The following is a 16,026-nucleotide window of genomic DNA, read 5'->3' as shown; positions in this document are numbered from 1 at the left end:
CTTATTCACATTTCCTTTGTGAGCTGCGTTCACTCGCCTGTCCTATACTCAACCTTGAGTATCACGTCCGGTGTGCTCGGCATCCTGCCTATTTTTCCTTTGCTGTCCTTAAAGTAGCAACTCCTTTGCGTTATGCATCCTGCATCTGTCCATATTGGCATCTTGCCGTTTTCCCTTGACTATCCTTAGAATAACAATTCCCTTGTGTTATGCGTCCTGCACCTGTCCTTCTATGGCACCTTGCCAAATCCTACCGTCCTGTCTGCGTGTCCGTTGCGTTACGCGTCCTGCGCCTGTCCTTGAACTTCCGGTCCGTCCTTTGAGGTTGGCTTTCCTTAACTTTATCGCCCATATGCCCTTACAAGCGATGGAGACAGTATAAGGATGAATTAGGTACAGGTCAGGTAGTGGTAACAAAAACTGATTTAGTAAAATAAACGAAATAATTAAAAATCCATTAATTATCAGTGCGTTGTGTATTTTTGCGTGCTGTTCTTTATCGCAAATGACGCAATAACCTGATGCTATGTGAGATATATCTCACAGTAATTCGGGCAAAGATGGAAGTTGTTCAGCTGGTGTTTATGTTGTGATGATGGTGCTGTACTTTTGCGGTGCAAAAGATATGATGCGCTTGAGAATTATTTTTATCTATTGGAGGCTTTATGAAAAAAGCATTGGCTTTGGGCTTGGCATCGTTACTCACTACGTTAACAGCCGCTCCCACCTTGGCGCAAGACAGCGTCAATATTTACTCGTTTCGTCAGCCTTTTCTTATTGAGCCCATACTAGAGAAGTTTACAGCACAAACGGGAATAGAGACCAACGTGGTGTTTGCGAAAAAAGGGCTTATTGAGCGCTTAAAGCGTGAAGGCAAGCATACTCGCGCTGATTTAGTACTTACCTCTAATTTTAGTGCCTTAATGCAACTAGACGATATGGAGCTAACGCAAAGCATTAATAGCGACGCGGTGGCCGACAATATTCCTGCTAGCTTCCGCGACCCCAATGGGCAATGGGTGGCATTAACCAAACGGGTGCGCAATGTCTACTCGTCAAAAGAACGTGTGGGCCAGTTAAGCAGCGTGCGCTATGAAGACCTGGGGAGCGAGCAATTTGCAGGTAAGGTGTGCATGCGCTCAGGCAAGCACCCTTATAACTTGGCGTTGGTCGCATCTATGATTGCCCATCATGGCGAAGCGCAAACCAAGCAGTGGTTAACCGCGTTAAAGCAGAACCTTGCCCGTAAACCGCAGGGCAACGATCGAGCGCAGGTTAAGGCCGTAAAAGAAGGGCTGTGCGATGTGGCCATCGGTAACAGCTATTACTTTGGAAAAATGATGCAAGACGAGCAACAACGTACTTGGGCTGATGCCGTTTATATTAACTTTCCTAACCAACAAGACCGAGGAGCACACGTTAATGTCTCCGGCGTTGCCTTAACAAAGTATGCTAAAAACAAGGATAACGCCTTGAAACTGATCGAGTTTATGACCGACAATACAGCGCAAAATATGTATGCCTCTGTGAATATGGAATACCCAGTGAAAAAGGGTGTGCCATTGTCTGAGTTAGTTGCCTCTTGGGGTGACTTTAAAGAGGACTCTCTGCCTTTATCGGAAATCAGTAAACATCGTCAAACGGCGTTGAAGCTGCTCGATGAGGTAAAATTCGACCTTTAATTACTGGGTATTGATGCGCTTTAAATTCTCGCTGTCATCGTGGCAGCTTATTGCGTGGACGACAGGCTTAGGCCTGTCGTTACCGTTAGCTTTCCTTATTTTTGAGTCCTTGCAAAGTGATCCCAACGTGTTTAACCACCTCTGGGATACGGTGCTGTGGGATTATACCCGTAATACCTTAGTGTTGATCCTCGGTGTAGCGCTACTGAGTTGCTTGATTGCGTTGCCTCTAGGGTGGCTGGTCGCCTGCTGCGACTTTCCGGGGCGAAAACACTTTGAATGGGCTTTGATGCTGCCCTTAGCCATGCCTACCTATCTTATTGCCTATGTTTATACCGACTTACTGGATTATGCTGGTCCGGTGCAAATTCAGTTACGGCAGTGGTTTGGCTGGCAATCGCCGGATGATTACTGGTTTTTTGATATTCGCACGCTCGGTGGCGCAATCGTGATGATTGCGTTAGTGCTGTACCCCTACTTATTCTTAATTTTTAAAACCGCGCTGAAGGAGCAGTCTCATAAGCTGGTTCAAGCCGCCCATATTATGGGACACGGCCCAGTTGCAGGCTTTTTTAAAGTCAGTCTTCCTTTAGCTCGAGGGGCGATTGTCGCCGCTATAACCTTAATTAGCATGGAGGCGATGGCGGATTTTGCCACCGTCAATTACTTTGCTGTAAGCACCCTAACGACAGCGGTGTACGATACTTGGTTTGGGTATTATTCATTAACCGCCGCTGCGAAAATCTCAGGGATCATGCTGCTCATTTTGTTTTTGGCTATCATTATTGAGCGTTATTCGCGCCGCAACCGCGCCGTATTTGAGCGCCAAACCCAGCTAAGCGGTGAGCCTCTTTATACTCTCAAAGGAGCTAAAGCGTTGGCAGCCACAGGCTTTGCCTTAGTTATTCTGGCGCTTGCTTTCGCTATTCCGACGGCGGTGCTGGTTAGCTACGCGTTTAATTATTTTGACCAAGCGTGGAATGATGAGTTTTTCCTCTATGCTTGGCAAAGCCTAAAAATTGCCACTATGGTCAGCATCCTCGCCATTACCCTGAGTATTCTTGTGGTGTACTACCAACGCTTGAGTACAGCACGATATACACTGTGGCCTGGGCGCTTAGCCAGCACTGGATACGCCTTACCTGGCACCGTTTTAGCCATTGCGGTGCTGTTACCACTGACTAGTTTAGAAGTCGGCATTAATGATTGGCTCGCCCAGTATGACTATCAACCAGGGTTATTCTTGAGCGGTACTATATTTGCCATCGTATTTGGTTACTTGGTGCGATTTTACGCCATTGCCCATGGCGCCATAGAATCAAGCTTTAGCCGCATTAGCCCGAGCTTGGATATGGCCAGCCACTCAATGGGCCGCAATGAGCGACAAACCTTACTTGGCGTGCATATTCCCATTCTTAAACGCGGTATCTTAACCGCTGCCTTATTAGTGTTTATCGAGTGCATGAAAGAGTTGCCAGCAGCATTACTGTTGCGGCCATTTAACTTTGAAACATTGGCGACCCATGTGTTTCAGTATGTGAGCGATGAGCAATTAGAGCTGGCTTCAGTGTCGGCACTATTTATTGTATTAGTGGGGCTACTGCCCTTGTATTTTATTAACCGCTCAATGGAGCATTCTCGGTCATGACAGCGCAACTAGAATTAGACAACATTAGTTTCGAATACGCTGAGCGGGCAGTGGTCAACAATTTAAGCCTGACCTTAGCAGACGATGAGATTTTGTGTTTGCTAGGCGCCAGCGGTTGCGGCAAAACAACCACACTAAAAGCCATTGCTGGGCTTATACGTCCACATCGAGGGGTGATCCGCTTAGGGAAAGAGGTCCTGTGTAGTGACCAGCATTGTGTGCCCCCACAGCACCGCAACATGGGTATGATGTTTCAGGATTACGCGCTGTTTCCACACTTAACCGTGGCGCAAAACATAGCCTTTGGTTTAAAGGGCATGAGCAAAGCAAACAAACAGCAGCGGGTCGCGGAAATGCTCGCACTGGTGCATCTAGATGAGTGTGGAGGGCGTTATCCACACCAGCTTTCAGGCGGCCAACAGCAACGTGTTGCCATAGCTAGAGCGCTGGCATACAAACCTAGCCTATTGCTACTTGATGAGCCGTTTTCGAATATTGACCATCAGGTGCGTTTTCAACTAATTGCTGACATTCGCCGCATTATTAAAGACCAGCGCGTCTCTGCTATTTTTGTGACCCACTCCAAAGAAGAAGCATTTGCCTTTGCCGACACATTAGCGGTCATGCACAACGGACAAATTGCGCAGCAAGGTACGGCGAAACAATTATTCCAGCACCCTAACTCTAAAGTCGTGGCAGAGTTCTTAGGCACGGGTGTGTATATTGATGCCACTATCGTTGATGCCGAGCATGTACAAACGCCCTTTGGTATTGTGCGCTCTTTACAGCCTTTGCCATCATCGGGAAAGGGGCAAGTGTATGTTCGTCCTCACGATATGCAGTTGATTGGTGATGAACACGGTGAAGTGACGTTACTATCACAGCGTTTTGTCGGCACAGAATACGTTTATCGCGTCAGCGTGTTTGCTCAAGAAGTTGAAATTCCTGCTAAAGCTGAACAAGAGTTTTTGCCGAGTCAGAAGCTATCGCTTACAATTACCCCACACTCTGTGAATTTCTTCGCTGATTAAGCGCGAATTCATAGCCTGTATGTAGCCGCGCGGGCGGCTTAGCGCCCGTAATAGGCGCTGCTAACAATAACAACGAAAGGAATGGTAACTTAATGCCCAGAGCGCAATCCGGTGTGTGCGCGCAGGCCAATTTGCACGGCTTGCACTTGTTTCTCAATGTCCTTGATGGCCATGATCACGCAGTTAAAAGTAAGCTCGCACAGTTAGTGGACCTGCAAAGCGAATACGATGATCGCTTCTCTGAGGCTATGGTTTCCAGCTTTGTCGCCATAGGTGCGCAGTACTGGCCGCATTTTCATCCCGATGCCATGCCTGCAGAATTAGCGAGCTTTCCGAGTATCCCCAACCGTGACCACCACGTGCTAGCACAGCCGTTCGATTTGTTTATACAAATTCGCTCGGACCGGGAAGATGTCAATCATCTATTTGGCCAGCGAGTATTGAAACTGTTAGGCAGTGATGTGGAGCTTGTTGAGGAAATCACCTGTTATCGCTTTTTAGACGGGCGTGATTTTAATGGCTTTCTTTACGCTCCAGATACACCTCATGGACGGCAAAAAAATCTCACGGCGCTCATTAATGACCCCGGCAATGATTTTGTAAAAGGCAGTTATGTGCACGTCCAGCGCTTTACCCACAACCTCAATGCCTGGCAAGCGCTCAGTATTGAAGAACAAGAGTTGGTGATTGGCCGTACTCGTCTCGATGCCGAGCTGCTAATGCCGATTAATGCCAACAGTCACGCGGCGCGCTCAGAGTTGAAAGATGAAAAAGGCGAGCCGCTGTTACTGCACCAGGGCATGCCTTTTGGCACCATGACCAAGCAAGGCTTGCTGTCGGTGACCTGCGCCGCCAGTGGCGACGCGTTTACGCAAATGCTGAAAAGTCAGCTAGGGGATCATCATCATTATGATGCTTGGCTGGACTTTACCCAAGCCGACATGGGCTCAGCGTTTTTTGCCCCTTCGGTGGATTTTCTAAAGTCGTTAGCTACACGTTCTCAAACAGCTTACGCACCCGCTCCAGAGTAATATCAATTTCTGAGACTTTGGCGGGGGCAATAAAGATGGTGTCATCTCCGGCAATGGTTCCCAGCACGCCATCGGCCTTACCGAGAGAATCGAGCAAGCGCGCGATTAATTGTGCTGCACCCGGGCTGGTGGTGATGATGATCATCATCTCATTGTGAACAATATCCAGCACTAATTGGCGCAGTGGCGACTTCGCTGTGGGAACGGCTAATTCTGCGGGTAAGCAATAGACCATTTCTTGTTTGGCGTTGCGTGTACGCACCGCACCAAACTTGCTGAGCATGCGCGAAACTTTGCTTTGGCTGATGTTATCGAAGCCTTGTTCTTTTAAGGCATCAACAATCTCTCCTTGTGAGCCGAAATTTTCTTCTTTTAGGAGGGCTTTAAAGGCTTTTACCAAGGCTTCTTGTTTTTCTTGCGCGTGCATAATAATGGTCTTTGTAGCTTAAAGTCTTATCATTCTACCCAAGAACCGGGGTTATTTCATCCAAGGCACTGAGGTTTACAGTGAAGTTTACGACTATGGTCGAGATTATCGTCAAAATAACGCGGATAAATTTGTCTTTATCGGCGCTTTTCATTATCTTTAAGGCCACCAAAAGGTCAGATGACCCAAATCTTGATAACCCAATCTCGTTATTTTACGGAGAATTAAAATGAAAGTTGCCGTTTTAGGTGCTGCCGGTGGTATCGGTCAAGCGCTCTCTTTGCTACTAAAAAATAGCCTTCCTGCTGGTTCTGAGCTTGCTCTATACGACGTAGCCCCTGTGGTTCCTGGTGTTGCTGTTGACCTATCACACATCCCAACTGCGGTTGATGTAAAGGGCTTCGGTAAAGAAGACTTAGACGCAGCACTAAACGGTTGTGACATTGTTTTAATCCCAGCGGGTATGCCGCGTAAGCCGGGCATGGACCGCGCTGATTTGTTTAATGTAAACGCCAGCATTGTCCAGACGCTAGCTGAAGGCATTGTTAAAAACTGCCCGAAAGCCATGGTCGGTGTTATCACTAACCCAGTAAATGGCACAGTGCCAATCGTGGCTGAAGTATTCAAAAAAGCGGGCACTTATGACCCTGCACGCGTATTTGGTGTAACCACACTTGATGTTATCCGTGCAGAAACTTTCATTGCTGAGCTAAAAGGCCTGAACGTGAATGACGTGAAGGTGCCAGTAATTGGTGGTCATTCAGGAACGACTATTCTTCCTCTACTGTCTCAAGTAGAAGGTGCGAGCTTCTCTGATGAGGAAGTTGCGGCGCTAACTAAGCGTATCCAAAACGCCGGTACCGAAGTTGTTGAAGCAAAAGCGGGTGGCGGTAGCGCTACACTTTCTATGGGCGCAGCTGCAGCGCGCTTCTGCTTGTCACTAGTCAAAGGCATGCAAGGTGAAGATGTTGTTGAATACGCCTATGTTGAAGGCAATGGTGAAGACGCACAGTTCTTCGCTCAGCCAGTACGTCTTGGTAAAAATGGTGTCGAAGAGTTGCTTTCTTACGGTGAACTAAGCGCCTTTGAACAACAAGCCAAAGAAGACATGCTAGGCACCTTGAATAAAGATATTCAAGAAGGCATCGACTTCATGAATAAGTAATAGCCACCATGGCCGTTACTTCATGATATTGGCTAATAGCGATATCATGCTAAAAGCCCCTATAGTTCTGCTGTAGGGGCTTTTTTGTGCATTTATTTCCTTTCTCCTTACTGGTCTGACCATTTGTCGCTAAGCGTAAATTACTTTAATTTGCGCGCATATCCACCATAATTGGCTGAATAAAAATTGATGTGAACTGGGTCAATTTTGACAGCTTGCGGTGAATTTGATACCTTAACCGCACTTTTTGGTATGACCAATTTACCCAAAGCATAAATCAACGATGTCATTGAAAGTAAAAGCAGCGAAATTATCGGACGTGATCTTGGCCCAGCTAGAGAATATGATTCTTGAGGGATCGCTGGCACCAGGGGAAAAGCTTCCGCCTGAGCGTGAGCTGGCTAAGCAGTTTGAAGTATCACGCCCATCGCTGCGTGAGGCAATTCAAAAACTCGAAGCCAAGGGGTTGGTTACGCGCCGCCAAGGTGGTGGCACCTTTGTAAAGAATCAATTGGAAGAGGGCTTAAGTGATCCACTGTTTGAGTTGATCAGTAAGCACCCAGAGTCGCAGTTTGATTTGCTTGAGTTTCGCCACGCCCTCGAAGGTATCGCCGCCTATTATGCGGCATTACGCGGGACTCAAAATGACTTTGTAAAGGTAAAGCATAGCTTTGAAAAAATAGCGCAAGTAAGTGATGACCTGAGTGCCAAAGCGAAAGCTATTAACGCTTTTCACTTTTGTATCGCTGAAGCGTCTCATAACGTGGTGTTACTGCACTTAGTGCGTGGCATGCAAGCTTTACTAGAGCAAAACGTACTGCAAAACTTGCAGGTATTGATGAAGAAAACCGCCGTGTCGCAGCAATTAGCGCAGCACCGCAAAGTGTTGATGGACGCCGTCATTGAAGGCCGCCCAGAAGAGGCACGCCTGGCCAGTAATGCGCACTTAGCCTTTATCGAAGAAGCCTTACTGGAAGCAACGAAAGAGCATTCGCGTATTGAGCGCTCTTTGCGACGTACCAGAGCACAATAAATTCGCTGTGAGCCTCAGTTGAGCATCGCGCTTAAGCTGGGGCTTTTTGGCATTTTAAATTCGTATTTTAAACATAAGGAAAACTCCATATGTCTGAAGTCAATAATGTTGACGTAGACGCACTCGAAACCCAGGAATGGCTACAAGCCCTTGAGTCGGTTGTGCGTGAAGAGGGCGTTGAGCGAGCTCAATACATCCTTGAACAAGTGCTAGAGCAAGCACGTCTTGATGGCGTAGATATGCCAACTGGCACTACCACAAACTACGTCAATACCATCCCCGCTGACCAAGAGCCAGCGTACCCAGGTGATGTGAACGTTGAGCGTCGTATCCGCTCTATCATTCGCTGGAATGCGATTATGATTGTTCTGCGTGCCTCGAAAAAGGATCTTGACTTGGGTGGACACATGGCGTCTTTCCAATCATCAGCGGCATTTTATGAAGTTTGCTTCAACCACTTCTTCCGCGCGCCAAATGAGCAAGACGGTGGTGATTTGGTGTATTACCAAGGTCACATTTCACCGGGTATTTATGCACGTGCCTTCGTCGAAGGGCGCCTGAGCGCAGAGCAGCTTGATAATTTCCGCCAAGAAGTAGATGGAAAAGGGTTACCTTCATACCCACACCCTAAGTTGATGCCTGAGTTTTGGCAGTTCCCAACTGTGTCTATGGGTCTAGGTCCTATCGCTTCAATCTATCAAGCTCGCTTCCTCAAGTATCTTGAAGGTCGTGGTCTGAAAGATACCAGCAACCAACGCGTTTATGCCTTCCTAGGTGATGGTGAAATGGATGAGCCAGAATCACGGGGCGCAATTTCCTTTGCTGCTCGTGAAGGCTTGGACAACTTATGCTACCTAATTAACTGTAACCTGCAGCGTCTTGATGGCCCAGTTATGGGTAATGGCAAGATTATCCAAGAGCTTGAAGGCCTGTTCAAAGGGGCTGGTTGGAACGTCATCAAAGTCGTGTGGGGCAGTGGCTGGGATAAATTACTGGCCAAAGACACCACAGGTAAATTGCTACAGCTGATGAACGAAACGGTTGACGGCGATTACCAAACCTATAAGTCAAAAGATGGTGCCTATGTGCGCGAGCACTTCTTCGGCCGTTACCCAGAAACAGCAGCTCTTGTTGCCGATATGACCGACGACGAAATCTTTGCCTTAAAGCGCGGTGGTCACGAGCCATCGAAGCTATTCGCAGCCTTTAAATCGGCGCAAGATACCAAGGGCCGTCCTACGGTGATCTTAGCTAAAACCGTTAAAGGTTATGGTATGGGCGATGCCGCCGAAGGTAAAAACATTGCTCACCAAGTGAAGAAAATGGACATGACCCACGTGGCTCACTTACGTAAGCGCCTAGGGTTAGAAGATCTTGTTTCCGAAGATGAGCTTAAAGACTTACCGTACCTGACCTTAGAAGAAGGCTCAAAAGAGTACGAGTATATGCACGCCCGTCGTAAAGAGCTGCATGGTTACACGCCAACCCGTTTGCCTAATTTCAGCGAACAGTTGCAGTTGCCGCAGATGGATGCGTTCAAGCAATTACTTGAAGAGCAAAAGCGTGATATTTCCACCACCATGGCATTTGTGCGCACTCTTAATGTATTGCTAAAAGACAAAGGCATTGGCAAAAATATTGTGCCAATTATTGCCGACGAAGCACGTACCTTCGGTATGGAAGGCTTGTTCCGTCAAATTGGTATTTATAATCCACGGGGCCAAAATTACAGCCCGGAAGATCGTGATATCGTTGCTTACTATAAAGAAGACCAAAAAGGTCAGGTGTTGCAAGAAGGTATTAACGAGCTCGGTGCGATGTCCTCATGGGTTGCTGCGGCGACCTCATACAGCACTAACGACCTACCGATGATCCCGTTCTACATCTACTACTCGATGTTTGGTTTCCAACGTGTAGGTGATATGGCGTGGATGGCCGGTGACCAACAAGCACGTGGCTTCTTACTTGGTGCCACCGCAGGGCGAACAACGCTTAATGGTGAAGGGTTGCAGCACGAAGATGGCCACAGCCATATTCTAGCGAACACCGTGCCGAACTGTATTTCTTATGACCCAACCTTCGGCTATGAAGTCGCGGTTATCGTTCAAGATGGTATTCGCCGTATGTATGGTGAAGACCAAGAAAATATCTACTACTACCTGACGTTGATGAACGAAAACTATCATCAGCCAGCCATGCCAGAAGGTGCGGAAGAAGGGATCCGTAAGGGTATTTATAAGCTCGAAAGCTACGAAGGCAACAAGGGCAAAGTACAGCTATTAAGCTCGGGTACGATCATGAACGAAGTGCGCAAAGCAGCGCAAATTCTAAGTGATGACTACGGCGTTAGCTCAGATATTTTCTCGGTAACCTCGTTTAATGAGATCACCCGTGATGGTCAAGAAGCCGACCGCTATAACATGCTGCACCCAGAGGCAGAGGCGAAAGTGCCGTATCTGCAAACTGTATTAGGTGAAGAGCCTGCGATTGCGGCTACCGACTACATGAAGAACTACGCCGAACAAATTCGTGCCTTCATCCCGGCTGAGTCATATCGCGTACTGGGTACCGATGGCTATGGCCGCTCCGACAGCCGCGAGAATCTGCGCCGTCACTTCGAGGTGAATGCAGGTTACGTGGTGGTTGCTGCACTAACAGAATTAGCGAAACGTGGCGATGTAGAAAAATCTGTGATTGCAGAAGCAATCAAGAAGTTCGACATTGATGCCGACAAGATTAACCCGCTGCACGCTTAAGGGGTTTGCAAATGAGCATTGAAATTAACGTACCTGATATTGGTGGCGATGAAGTTGAAGTCACCGAAGTGCTTGTCTCGGTGGGCGACAAGGTTGAAGTTGAGCAATCTTTGATTACCGTAGAAGGTGATAAAGCCTCTATGGAAGTGCCTGCCAGCGAAGCGGGCGTAGTAAAAGAGATCAAAGTGAAAGAGGGCGATACCGTCTCTACTGGCACTTTGATTATGATTTTCGAAGGCGAGCAAGGCAATGCCGATGCCGAGCATAGCGAGGCTGCAGACAGCAGTGAGGACAACAGCGGTGCTAGCAATCAAGCCGGCGCCGAGGTGGAAATTACTGTGCCTGATATTGGTGATGACGAAGTTGAAGTCACCGAAATTATGGTCAGTGTCGGTGATAGCGTTGAAGAAGAACAATCAATTCTTAACGTTGAAGGCGATAAAGCTTCTATGGAAGTGCCTGCGCCACAAGCCGGTAAAGTTAAAGAAATCAAAATCAATGTCGGCGACACCGTAAAGACTGGGTCGCTGGTATTTATCTTTGAAACCGCAGGCGGTGGCAGTGCCGAGAGCCCAAGCTCGAGCGATAGCGACAAGCAAGAAGCGAAAGCAGACAAAGACAGCGGCAGTGTTGAAGTTAAAGAAGTGACGGTGCCGGACATTGGCGGCGACGAAGTGGAAGTGACCGAAGTGATGGTCAGTGCCGGCGACACCGTTGACGAAGAGCAGTCGATTCTTAACGTCGAAGGCGATAAAGCTTCTATGGAAGTGCCAGCTCCTTTTGCCGGCAAAGTAAAAGAAGTGAAAGTTGCCGTGGGCGATACCGTGAAAACCGGCAGCTTAATCTTTACCTTTGAGGTGCAAGGCAGTGCCCCCGCACAGCAGCAGGCTCCGGCTAAGCAGCAATCAACAACGGCAAGCGGCGCGCAACCGCAAGAGCACAAGGCCAGTGGCCCAGCGCCGGCGAAGCGTGAAGACTTCGTTGAAAATGCTGATTATGCCCATGCTTCTCCGGTAGTGCGCCGTTTGGCCCGTGAGTTTGGTATTAACCTGGCGAAAGTCAAAGGCACAGGCCGTAAAAACCGGGTGTTAAAAGAAGACGTGCAAAACTATGTCAAAGACTTAGTGAAGCAAGTTGAATCCGGTAGCGCAGGTAAAGGCGGTAGTGGTGCCGGTGTCGACTTGATCCCATGGCCAAAAGTCGACTTCAGCAAGTTTGGTGAAGTCGAAGAGAAGAAGCTGTCGCGCATTCAAAAGCTATCTGGTGCTAACTTACACCGTAACTGGGTACATATTCCTCATGTAACCCAATACGACGAAGCCGATATCACCAGCTTAGAGGCATTCCGTAAAGAGCAAAACGCGCTGGCTGAGAAGAAAAAGCTGGGCGTTAAAATCACTCCATTAGTGTTTGTGATGAAAGCGGCAGCCAAGGCGTTGGAAGAATTCCCAACCTTTAACTCATCACTTTCAGAAGACGGCGAGAGCTTGATTCTGAAAAAGTATGTACACATCGGCATTGCGGTTGATACCCCTAATGGTCTCGTTGTTCCTGTGGTTCGTGATGTCAACAAAAAAGGCATTATGGAGTTATCACGCGAGCTGATGGATATCTCCAAAAAGGCCCGCGATGGTAAGCTAACCTCGGCCGATATGCAGGGCGGTTGCTTCACCATCTCTAGCCTCGGTGGCATCGGTGGCACTGCGTTTACGCCTATCGTCAATGCGCCTGAGGTGGCTATTTTGGGTGTCTCTAAGTCAGACTTTAAACCGAAATGGAATGGTAAAGAGTTTGAGCCGCGCTTAATGGTGCCGCTAAGCTGCTCTTACGACCACCGTGTTATTGACGGTGCGCTGGCAGCACGCTTTACTGTGACTCTGGCAAATTACCTAAGCGATATTCGCCACTTGGTAATGTAAGCCATACAGATAATGAACTTTAATCCCAGTAATCGGTTTTTACTGGGATTTTTTTAAATTGCAATGATACAATCTTTGCACAATTTTTGTGAGCGATGGCATGTTGACAGCAAACCGTGTCATTGCTTCCCGTTCGGACAAAATAAGGTAATAGCATGAGCAACGAAATCAAAACACAAGTCGTTGTACTAGGCGGTGGTCCTGGTGGTTACTCTGCGGCATTCCGTGCTGCGGATTTAGGTTTGGAAGTGACCCTCGTTGAGTCACGCGCGACCCTAGGTGGTGTGTGCTTGAATGTCGGTTGTATCCCTTCAAAAGCACTTCTACACGTTGCTAAAGTGATTGATGACGCGAGCGAAATGGCGTCACACGGTGTTTCTTTTGGCAAGCCTGAAATTGACCTAGACAAGATCCGCGATTGGAAGGACTCTGTTATTGGTCAGCTAACTGGCGGCCTAGACGGCATGGCAAAAATGCGTAAAGTGAAAGTCGTGAGCGGCTACGGTAAATTCACTGGCAGCAACACCATTGACGTAGAAGGCGATGACGGCAAAACCACCATCACTTTTGATAATGCTATTATCGCGGCTGGTTCACAGCCGGTGAACCTACCTTTCATTCCAGAAGACGAGCGTGTTATTGACTCGACTGGTGCGCTTGAGCTGAAAGACGTACCAGAAAAACTATTGGTACTAGGTGGTGGTATTATCGGTCTTGAAATGGGCACTGTATACCGCGCTCTAGGCTCACAAATCGACGTGGTTGAATTTGCTGATCAGCTAGTTCCGGCAGCGGACAAAGACGTTATCAAGATTTACCAGAAGTACGTTAAAGACAAGTTCAACGTTATGCTATCGACTAAGGTAACCGGTGTTGAAGCGAAAGACGACGGTCTATACGTGACTTTTGAAGGCAAAAATGCGCCGGCGGAGCCTGTGCGTTACGACAAAGTATTAGTTGCTGTTGGTCGTACACCAAATGGTAAGTTGGTTGATGCCGACAAAGCCGGTGTTAACGTTGATGAGCGCGGCTTTATCAACACTGATAAGCAAATGAAGACCAATGTTGAGCATATCTATGCCATTGGTGACATCGTTGGCCAGCCTATGCTTGCTCACAAAGCCGTTCATGAAGGCCATGTTGCCGCTGAAGTAATTTCTGGCAAAAAGCACTATTTTGATCCTAAGTGCATTCCATCAATTGCCTACACAGACCCTGAAATTGCATGGGTTGGTGTCACTGAGAAAGAAGCAAAAGAGCAAGGGCTGAATATTGAAACAGCGGTATTCCCATGGGCTGCTTCAGGTCGTGCGATTGCTTCATCACGTACCGAAGGTCAAACTAAACTCATTTTCGATAAAGACACAGATCGTCTTATCGGTGGTGCAATGATCGGTATCAACGCTGGCGAAATGCTGGGTGAGATTGGTCTAGGTGTGGAAATGGGCGCCGATGCTGAAGACATCGCTTTAACCATCCACGCGCACCCAACGCTTAATGAGTCAATCGGTCTCGCGGCTGAAATTTTCGAAGGGTCAATCACTGACCTACCGAACAAAAAGGCTGCGAAAAAGAAGAAGTAAGCTTCTTCAACTGAATTTAAAAACCCGGCTTAGTGCCGGGTTTTTTTATGTTTGATATTTATACTTAATTGTTTAACTGTGATAGGAACATAAAAGTTGAATTCAGCAATGTAATTGGGGTGCTATAGGAAGATAAAGTAACTTAAAAGTAATCACTTTTTATTCTTTCTTTTTATTTTCTTCGGGAAAAATGTTGCATTGAATAGTGTCGGTGCTAGCAGTAAAAATAGAGAAGAGCCAAAATAAAGCAGTACAATAAATATGAAGGTCAAAGGAGAAGATGTGAAGAAGTAGGTCTCTTCAGGCGGCCCATACTTCCTAAGGCTACTGATATGGCCAGTAAAAAGCGCAACTATAGGTACTGTGAGCCCTGCTAAACCGCTAAGCCAGCAAAACAATGAAAATATTGCTTTATTTATAAATAGCCTTGTTTCGCTCAATTTAGCTTGTTTTATCTTCTTTCTATTTTTCAAACTTTTTTCTCATAAGACGAAATATGCTTCCGATTATTAGGTAGTAAAAACCATAATTTTCAAACACTTCTTATTTGTTAAATAGCATTAGCACTGAATGTGGCCATTGTTTTCAGTTAAGGCGAGTTATTGTCTTATAAAAAACTTAGCATCTGTTGTTATGTAAAGTGGGTAGTTGCTTTGTCCGAAGTAGTTCTTTACTCATTAGTATTGATGAAAAACTAATTTAAGTGCTTTTGACTATGTTCGCAAACGCTTTCGTTTTGGCAAGTACTTCCCCCTAGCTCAAATAAGCTAGGAGGAATATTCTTTTTTCAGTGGCACTCGCGGGTATAGCTTGGTTTTATCAGCTCCTTGGTCATGGTTTTTATTACCTTACACCAGCGTTCGGTGGCCTTTGCTTGATGCTTTTTCGCCATTGGCCCTTGGGTTAGTGCCGCTTTATGCGCCGCCAGCGCCGTGTAGTGGTAGGCGGCAACGTTGAACTGCGCTTGAGTTGCAAATGCGTGGTTTATACTTTCGACATTCTCCAGTGTGTCATCAATAAAGGCGATATTACGAATTTGCTTATCGGGTGATAGCGTGTCGTTGTACTGGTTCACAAAGCACAGTAGGTTTTTGCCTTTATCTTGGCCTGCCAAATACATCACTCCTTGGCGATAGGAAATGCGACGCTGGCTGCCACTATCACACGAAGAGTAGGGGTTGGCTTTACTAGCAAGTCCTGCAAACTTGGGCGCATGGGTGGCAAAAAAGCCCAGTAAATCGCCGCCATCTGGTAGTGTTAAGTCGGTAAACTGGTCTTCTGTAGCAGAAATCGTTTGGTTACCACGTGCCGTCTCAACCATTAGCCTCACCCCTTGACTGCTTAACCGTGCCAATATGGCGGGGACGTTATCTCGAGTGTAAACCATGGTGTTAAGCGCAAATAATAGGTCTGAGGCTTCAATAAGCTCTAAACTTGTGTCGGCGACACGCGGAGCTGATTGTGCAGTGACTAACTCACTTTGCCACGCATACCAAGCGGCCCCACCGAGATACTGGCACTTACTCGGGGATTGGTCGTCAGCGCAGGCGATCATCGTCAGCGTATCGTCGTTATCCATCACTACCAGAGTGTTTTCTGGCTCCCCCCACTGCATTACTTGCTGCTCTAGCGTAGCAAAGGAATCGGTGGTTAAAATGCTCTTTGCTGACTCAGCATACACATGGGTGCTCAGAGTTAGGGTGGCGATGCCTGTAAGTAAGGCATAGTAAGTCAAAGATAAAAAGCGCATG

12 protein-coding genes are annotated in these 16,026 nt (G+C 47.3%); 9 read left to right on the top strand and 3 right to left on the bottom strand.

Annotation, left to right across the window (positions count from 1 at the left end; translation table 11 throughout):
• Nucleotides 1-665: 665 nt before the first annotated feature.
• The 4 genes from PRUTH_RS10345 (at nucleotide 666) to PRUTH_RS10330 (ending at nucleotide 5,392) form a co-directional block, all read left to right on the top strand.
• A complete protein-coding gene (locus PRUTH_RS10345; RefSeq protein WP_022945354.1) occupies nucleotides 666-1,682 on the top strand; it encodes a Fe(3+) ABC transporter substrate-binding protein in 1,017 nt (338 codons plus the stop codon).
• A gap of 13 nt (nucleotides 1,683-1,695) precedes the next feature.
• Nucleotides 1,696-3,330, top strand: a complete 1,635-nt coding sequence (locus PRUTH_RS10340; protein WP_151173222.1) for an ABC transporter permease — start codon at nucleotides 1,696-1,698, stop codon at nucleotides 3,328-3,330.
• The gene (locus PRUTH_RS10335) at nucleotides 3,327-4,361 is read left to right on the top strand and encodes an ABC transporter ATP-binding protein (protein ID WP_151173221.1); all 1,035 of its coding nucleotides are present in this window, start codon (nucleotides 3,327-3,329) and stop codon (nucleotides 4,359-4,361) included. Before PRUTH_RS10340 ends, PRUTH_RS10335 begins: the two co-directional genes overlap by 4 nt.
• A gap of 92 nt (nucleotides 4,362-4,453) precedes the next feature.
• On the top strand, nucleotides 4,454-5,392 hold the full coding sequence (locus PRUTH_RS10330; RefSeq protein ID WP_022945357.1) for a Dyp-type peroxidase: 939 nt from the start codon (nucleotides 4,454-4,456) through the stop codon (nucleotides 5,390-5,392).
• Here PRUTH_RS10330 and argR read toward each other — a convergent pair.
• Nucleotides 5,352-5,819 carry a transcriptional regulator ArgR gene (gene argR / locus PRUTH_RS10325; RefSeq protein WP_022945358.1) on the bottom strand — a complete coding sequence of 156 codons (468 nt, stop codon included), beginning with the start codon at nucleotides 5,817-5,819 and terminating at the stop codon, nucleotides 5,352-5,354. The two genes, PRUTH_RS10330 and argR, sit on opposite strands and share 41 nt — an antisense overlap.
• Nucleotides 5,820-6,048: 229 nt before the next feature.
• On the opposite strand from argR, the gene mdh reads away from it, so the two are divergent.
• The 5 genes from mdh (at nucleotide 6,049) to lpdA (ending at nucleotide 14,275) form a co-directional block, all read left to right on the top strand.
• Nucleotides 6,049-6,984, top strand: coding sequence for a malate dehydrogenase (gene mdh / locus PRUTH_RS10320; RefSeq protein ID WP_022945360.1), 936 nt, complete (start codon nucleotides 6,049-6,051; stop codon nucleotides 6,982-6,984).
• A 283-nt stretch (nucleotides 6,985-7,267) separates the two neighbouring features.
• Complete coding sequence (gene pdhR, locus PRUTH_RS10315; protein WP_022945361.1) at nucleotides 7,268-8,017, top strand: pyruvate dehydrogenase complex transcriptional repressor PdhR; 750 nt, start codon at nucleotides 7,268-7,270, stop codon at nucleotides 8,015-8,017.
• A gap of 89 nt (nucleotides 8,018-8,106) precedes the next feature.
• Nucleotides 8,107-10,773, top strand: coding sequence for a pyruvate dehydrogenase (acetyl-transferring), homodimeric type (aceE, locus tag PRUTH_RS10310; RefSeq protein WP_022945362.1), 2,667 nt, complete (start codon nucleotides 8,107-8,109; stop codon nucleotides 10,771-10,773).
• A gap of 11 nt (nucleotides 10,774-10,784) precedes the next feature.
• Nucleotides 10,785-12,692, top strand: a complete 1,908-nt coding sequence (aceF, locus tag PRUTH_RS10305) for a pyruvate dehydrogenase complex dihydrolipoyllysine-residue acetyltransferase (RefSeq protein WP_151173220.1) — start codon at nucleotides 10,785-10,787, stop codon at nucleotides 12,690-12,692.
• A gap of 155 nt (nucleotides 12,693-12,847) precedes the next feature.
• Nucleotides 12,848-14,275 carry a dihydrolipoyl dehydrogenase gene (gene lpdA / locus PRUTH_RS10300; protein WP_045980580.1) on the top strand — a complete coding sequence of 476 codons (1,428 nt, stop codon included), beginning with the start codon at nucleotides 12,848-12,850 and terminating at the stop codon, nucleotides 14,273-14,275.
• A gap of 152 nt (nucleotides 14,276-14,427) precedes the next feature.
• Here the strand turns inward: lpdA and PRUTH_RS10295 are convergent, their stop codons facing one another.
• Complete coding sequence (locus tag PRUTH_RS10295; protein ID WP_151173219.1) at nucleotides 14,428-14,748, bottom strand: hypothetical protein; 321 nt, start codon at nucleotides 14,746-14,748, stop codon at nucleotides 14,428-14,430.
• 314 nt (nucleotides 14,749-15,062) lie between these two features.
• Nucleotides 15,063-16,025: a DUF2608 domain-containing protein gene (locus tag PRUTH_RS10290; protein ID WP_151173218.1), complete on the bottom strand. Its 963-nt coding sequence runs from the start codon at nucleotides 16,023-16,025 to the stop codon at nucleotides 15,063-15,065.
• Nucleotide 16,026 lies beyond the last annotated feature (1 nt).

The organism is Pseudoalteromonas ruthenica (assembly GCF_008808095.1).
Taxonomy (GTDB): Bacteria; Pseudomonadota; Gammaproteobacteria; order Enterobacterales; family Alteromonadaceae; genus Pseudoalteromonas; species Pseudoalteromonas ruthenica.
The sequence above is the reverse complement of the archived record's forward strand: the minus strand, read 5'-3'. Positions and strand labels throughout refer to the sequence as shown.

Coding starts and splice junctions, on each gene's coding strand:
- pdhR (WP_022945361.1), top strand. CDS start 7,268: ATGTCATTGAAAGTAAAAGCAGCGAAATTATCGGACGTGATCTTGGCC.
- aceF (WP_151173220.1), top strand. CDS start 10,785: ATGAGCATTGAAATTAACGTACCTGATATTGGTGGCGATGAAGTTGAA.
- argR (WP_022945358.1), bottom strand. CDS start 5,819: ATGCACGCGCAAGAAAAACAAGAAGCCTTGGTAAAAGCCTTTAAAGCC.
- PRUTH_RS10290 (WP_151173218.1), bottom strand. CDS start 16,025: ATGCGCTTTTTATCTTTGACTTACTATGCCTTACTTACAGGCATCGCC.
- PRUTH_RS10345 (WP_022945354.1), top strand. CDS start 666: ATGAAAAAAGCATTGGCTTTGGGCTTGGCATCGTTACTCACTACGTTA.
- mdh (WP_022945360.1), top strand. CDS start 6,049: ATGAAAGTTGCCGTTTTAGGTGCTGCCGGTGGTATCGGTCAAGCGCTC.
- PRUTH_RS10330 (WP_022945357.1), top strand. CDS start 4,454: ATGCCCAGAGCGCAATCCGGTGTGTGCGCGCAGGCCAATTTGCACGGC.
- PRUTH_RS10335 (WP_151173221.1), top strand. CDS start 3,327: ATGACAGCGCAACTAGAATTAGACAACATTAGTTTCGAATACGCTGAG.
- aceE (WP_022945362.1), top strand. CDS start 8,107: ATGTCTGAAGTCAATAATGTTGACGTAGACGCACTCGAAACCCAGGAA.
- lpdA (WP_045980580.1), top strand. CDS start 12,848: ATGAGCAACGAAATCAAAACACAAGTCGTTGTACTAGGCGGTGGTCCT.
- PRUTH_RS10340 (WP_151173222.1), top strand. CDS start 1,696: ATGCGCTTTAAATTCTCGCTGTCATCGTGGCAGCTTATTGCGTGGACG.